The following is a 4,787-nucleotide window of genomic DNA, read 5'->3' as shown; positions in this document are numbered from 1 at the left end:
CACCGAGGACTCCTTCTCCGACGGGGGTCAGTACCTCGACACCGCCGACGCGGTGGCTCACGGGCGCGAGCTCGTCGCAGCGGGCGCCGACATCGTCGACGTCGGCGGCGAATCGACCCGGCCAGGGGCCGTGCGAGTGCCCGCGGACGAGGAGGCCGCGCGGGTCGTTCCCGTCGTACGCGACCTCGCCGCGGCCGGCGCCGCCGTGAGCGTCGACACGATGCGCGCGGCCGTCGCCGAAAAGTCCATCGCAGCCGGCGCACACCTCATCAACGACGTCTCCGGCGGCATGGCCGACCCGGACATGGCTCGAGTCGTCGCCGAGGCGGGCGTGCCGTGGATCCTCATGCACTGGGTGAGCCCCGACGATTTCGCCTCCGGTGCCGGCGGCGCCGCGCACGCGGGTTCCGACGTGGTCGCCGACGTCATCGACCACCTTCGCCGCCGCGTCGACGCCGCGATCTCCGCCGGGGTGCGCCCCGAACAGCTCATCCTCGATCCCGGCCTCGGCTTCGCAAAGACCGCCGAGGACAACTGGGAGCTCCTGCGGCGCTACGACGAGCTCGCTTTGCTCGGATATCCCGTCCTCATCGCCGCCTCACGCAAGCGCTTCCTCGGCACACTTCTCGATGACGGCGCAGGTCCGCGCCCCGCAAGCGGTCGCGACCACGCCACCGCGGCGATCTCGGCGATGGCCGCCCGCGAAGGGGCGTGGGGCGTGCGTGTCCACGACGTCGCCCCGAGCGCGGACGCGGTGCGGGCCGCCGCGGCCTGGCGCGGGCAGGCGCGACGAGGACACCAGGCGCCGAGCCCGAAAGGGGAGCGATGACCGACCGCATCGAGCTACGCGGGCTAAAAGTCCGCGGCAACCACGGCGTGTTCGACCACGAGCGCCGCGACGGGCAGGACTTCTACGTCGACATCGTGGTGTGGGCGGACCTCACCGCCGCTGCGGCGTCCGACGAGCTCGCCGATACCCTCGACTATTCGGCGCTCGCGGAGATCGCCTCGGCGATCGTCGGCGGGGAGCCGTGCGACCTCATCGAGCGCGTGTCCGGCCTTATCGCCGATGCTGTGATGGAGCGCGATTCCCGGATCCGCGCCACCGAGGTGACCGTGCACAAGCCACAGGCGCCGATCGACGCGGAGTTCGCCGACGTCGCGGTCGTCGCGTGTCGCGAGAGGGCCGGCCGCGGCGCAGACGAGAGGGGGCGACCGTGAACTCCCAGCCCGTCCACACCCCGCCCCGCGGTTTCGCCGCGCCGATCTACCACACCGTGCTCTCGCTGGGCTCCAACCTCGGCGACAGCGAGGCGCTCGTCGCATGGGTCGTCGCCAACGCGCGCCGGCTCGGCAGCGTCAAGGCCGTGTCCAGCATGTACTCGACGCCGCCATGGGGAGGGGTCGAACAACCGGATTTCCGGAACGTCACCATGTCCGTCGAATCCGAGTACACCCCGCGCCAGTGGTTGCTGTGGGGAAGCAACCTCGAGGCCCGAGCGATGCGCACCCGCGAAGTCCGCTGGGGTCCGCGCACGCTCGACGTCGATGTCATCGCCTCCTGGCTCCTCGCCGATGACGGCGGCCCCCTCGATGTCGTCTCCGACGATCCGGACCTACTCCTTCCTCATCCCCGCGCCCACGAGCGTGCCTTCGTACTGACCCCGTGGCTCGAAATCGAGCCGCACGCAGAGCTGCACGGACGGCCTATCGACGAGCTTCTCGCCGAGACGAGCGAGGACGAGCGTGCCGCAATCCGCCTCATCGGACCGGTGCCGGACATCGACGCGGACCAGCCACCGGTCCGCGCGGAGTAGCCGCCGTGGATCGGACCTCGTGGCTCACCGTCGTCCTTGTCGCGACATGCTCCGTGGCCGCAGGGATCGGCGCAGGGGTGCGGCTTTTTTCGTCGATGCCGCCGCTCACGTACGTCACGCTTGTCCCGCTCTCCGTAGTCATGGGCGTGGATCTGTTCCTGGGGTGGCGGGTGCGATCGGCCGTGGAATCCGAGCGGGTCGGGCTCGACCGCTCGCAGCTGAGCCCGCACACGATCGTCGTCGTGCTCGCGTTGGCGAAGGCGTCCACGGTGCTCGGCGCGGTGGTCGCCGGACTCGCCGCGGGCTATGCCATTCCGCTCGCGCGCCGCGCAGGCGAGGTGACCGCGGCGGCGTCGGATCTGCCGGTCGCGATCGTTCTCGCGGTGCTCGGCGCCGTGCTGTGCGGGGTCGGCCTGCTCGTGGAGACCTGGTGCAAGGTGCCGCCGGGCGACGATCCGGCCGAGCCGATGCGCGGCGCCTCGCCCGCCTGAGTCCGTACGCCTTGCCACAACGGTCACATCCGTTGACCTGCGCACCGTATGACCGGGTAATGTGCGGGGTATGAGTGCCGATCGTCCACCGCAGCAGCCGCACCCCGGCAACCAGTGGCCCTCGCAGGGCCCGTGGGAGCAACAGGGTGATGCGCCGCGGCCTGCGGGAGAGCCGCCGCAGGTCCACGGCGTTCCGGTGGCGTCCGGTGAGCGTCGCCCGGAGGGGTCGCGCCCGAAATCGCCGCAGTCCGGTCTGCGTATGGCACAGCTGGCGATGGCGGTGCTGTTCGCCCTCGCCATGGTGGCGACCGTCGTCATGGTGTTCAGCGACAACGAACTGTGGATGCGCATCGGCCTCCTCGCCGCGCTGTGGTCCGCACTGGTCGGGGCGCTGCTCTTCGCGCGCGAACGCCGCCAGACGCAAACCTCGGCCGACCGCGAGGCCGAGCTCAAGCGCGTGTACTCCCTCGAGCTCGAATCGGAGGTTTCGGCCCGCCGCGAGCGCGAGCTGAGCCTGCGCGAGGAACTGCGCGAGGAGGTGCGGGCGGAGAACGAGGAATCGATCAGCTCGCTGCGCGTCGAGGTTATGGCGCTGCGCAGCCAGCTCGAACAGCTCGGCGTGCAGCCGATCGTCGACGGCGACCCGGCGGTGGGCTCGCGGACCTCGCATCCGCTGCTCGCAGGCCGCACCGGCGATGCCGAGGACGCGGCTCGCCCCCGGCAGGACGAGGCGCGGGAGCCCCAGGAGCATCCGGTGCCCGAGCGGCCCGTCGCCCAGGAGCGCCCCGCGTCGCAGACCCCGCCGCGCCCGCGGCCATACGACGAGATGCCGAGTACCGAGGTCACCTCGTCGATGCGCAAGCTCCGTCCGCAAAACACGGAGGCGGAGGCCCCCGGCGCCTCGCCGTGGGCGCCGCCGAGCGCCCCCGCCGCGCGCGAGGTGCAGCCCGACGATGTCGTCGCCCCCGAGGTTCCGTCGTACCGGCAGGAGCCTGCGCCCGAGCCCGCCGCCGGATTCGAATCCGCACCGGCACCCGCACCCACGCCGGAGCCGAAACCCGCACCCACGCCGGAGCCGGCGACGTCGGCGACTCCGGAACCCGAGCCCACCTCGGGGCCGCACACCGACCGCTTCCGCTCCTTCGAGGGCTTCCGGCTCAGCGCCCCGCCCTCGTTCACGGACGATGCGGAACTGCCCGATTTCGACGCGCCGACTGGTTTCGAGCCCGCCACGAACGTAGAGTCTCGCGAACGGACCGCGTTCGGCGCGGAGCCGCAACCGACTGCAGAACCCTCGCCCGAGGAGGCTCCTATCTCACATTCCGTTCCCGAATTCTTCGGCCGCCACGGTCGCGATGGTGACGACCAAACGCAGGTCGAGACCGCCGCGAACTCCGATCTGTATGCCCCCCGCCACGGACGGGTGGCGGAGGAAACCGACACCTCTGCGGCCGAGCCGGCTGCGGAGCCCGTGTCGACCGGGCGCCGCGCGGCCGCCGAGCCTACGGGCTCGCGGCACGCCGATTCGGGCGGAACCTCCGTCGCGGACCTGCTCGCCCGCCTCGGCGACGGCGGACAGCCCTCCGGCGGCGGTGGGCGTCGCCGCCGCGAAGACTAGGGGAGTGATGGACTCACCCTCGCTGCCCCCGCTGGGTACCCCGGCGCGGCTGGCGGTGGGCATCGTGTCCGCCGGACGCGTGGGCGTCGCCCTCGGCGTGGCGCTCGAACGCGTCGGCCACGTCGTCGGCGCGGCGACGGCACGCTCGGAGGCCTCGCGCGACCGCCTCGCCCGGCATCTTCCCGGCGCCCGGATCGCCTCGCCTGCCGAGGTTGCCCGGTCCAGCGAGCTGATCGTGCTCGCGGTCCCGGATTCCGCGCTCTCCGACGTCATCCGCGAGTTGGTCGACTCCGGTGCGGTGCACTCCGGCCACATCGTGGTGCACACGGCCGGCGCGTTCGGCGCGGACGTGCTGCGCCCGATCCACAGCCTCGGCGCGGTCGTCGCGGCGATCCACCCTGCGATGACCTTCGCCGGCACCCCGGACGATGCCGAGCACTTCGACGGCTGCGGGTGGGGAGTGACGGCGCCGGACGAGATCGGACAGGCCGTCGGCGAATCGCTGGTCCTGGAAACGGGCGGGCGGCCGGTGCGCATCGAGGAGGCGCAGCGCCCGCTGTACCACGCGGCGCTCGCGCACGGCTCGAATCACCTGGTCACGCTCATCGCGGACGCGCTACTCGCTCTAGAGGCCGTGATCGGATTGCCGAGCGTCGAAGGAGCCCCCGGGCAGGATGCGCATGGCGCCGGCAGCGAGCTCTATAGTCCCCGCGGCCACTCGGACCGGCCGTTGGAGTCGCAGGAGGAATCGCTGGACCCGGATGCGCTCGCGTCCCGCCTCCTCGGACCGCTCGTGCGTGTGTCGCTGGAGAACGCGCTCGCCTCTGGAGGCGCTTTCCTCACCGGACCTGTGATGCGCGG

6 protein-coding genes are annotated in these 4,787 nt (G+C 72.1%); all 6 read left to right on the top strand.

The features are described from left to right. Nucleotides 1-829, top strand: an 829-nt coding sequence (gene folP, locus K8V11_RS06260) for a dihydropteroate synthase (protein ID WP_303911759.1), incomplete at its 5' end; no start/stop codon positions are given. Next, entirely contained in the window at nucleotides 826-1,221 is a 396-nt protein-coding gene (gene folB, locus K8V11_RS06255; protein WP_303911757.1) for a dihydroneopterin aldolase, read from the top strand. The genes folP and folB, both read left to right, overlap by 4 nt. After that, the gene (folK, locus tag K8V11_RS06250; protein ID WP_303911755.1) at nucleotides 1,218-1,817 is read left to right on the top strand and encodes a 2-amino-4-hydroxy-6-hydroxymethyldihydropteridine diphosphokinase; all 600 of its coding nucleotides are present in this window, start codon (nucleotides 1,218-1,220) and stop codon (nucleotides 1,815-1,817) included. The genes folB and folK overlap by 4 nt, the downstream gene beginning before the upstream one ends. Nucleotides 1,818-1,822: 5 nt before the next feature. After that, nucleotides 1,823-2,308, top strand: a complete 486-nt coding sequence (locus K8V11_RS06245; RefSeq protein ID WP_303911754.1) for a DUF3180 domain-containing protein — start codon at nucleotides 1,823-1,825, stop codon at nucleotides 2,306-2,308. 70 nt (nucleotides 2,309-2,378) lie between these two features. After that, complete coding sequence (locus K8V11_RS06240) at nucleotides 2,379-3,926, top strand: DUF6779 domain-containing protein (RefSeq protein ID WP_303911752.1); 1,548 nt, start codon at nucleotides 2,379-2,381, stop codon at nucleotides 3,924-3,926. A 7-nt stretch (nucleotides 3,927-3,933) separates the two neighbouring features. Next, the coding region (locus tag K8V11_RS06235; RefSeq protein WP_303911750.1) for a Rossmann-like and DUF2520 domain-containing protein at nucleotides 3,934-4,787 on the top strand (854 nt) is incomplete at its 3' end.

The sequence above is a fragment of the Dietzia timorensis genome, assembly GCF_020742175.1.
Lineage (GTDB): Bacteria > Actinomycetota > Actinomycetes > Mycobacteriales > Mycobacteriaceae > Dietzia > Dietzia timorensis_A.
The sequence above is the reverse complement of the archived record's forward strand: the minus strand, read 5'-3'. Positions and strand labels throughout refer to the sequence as shown.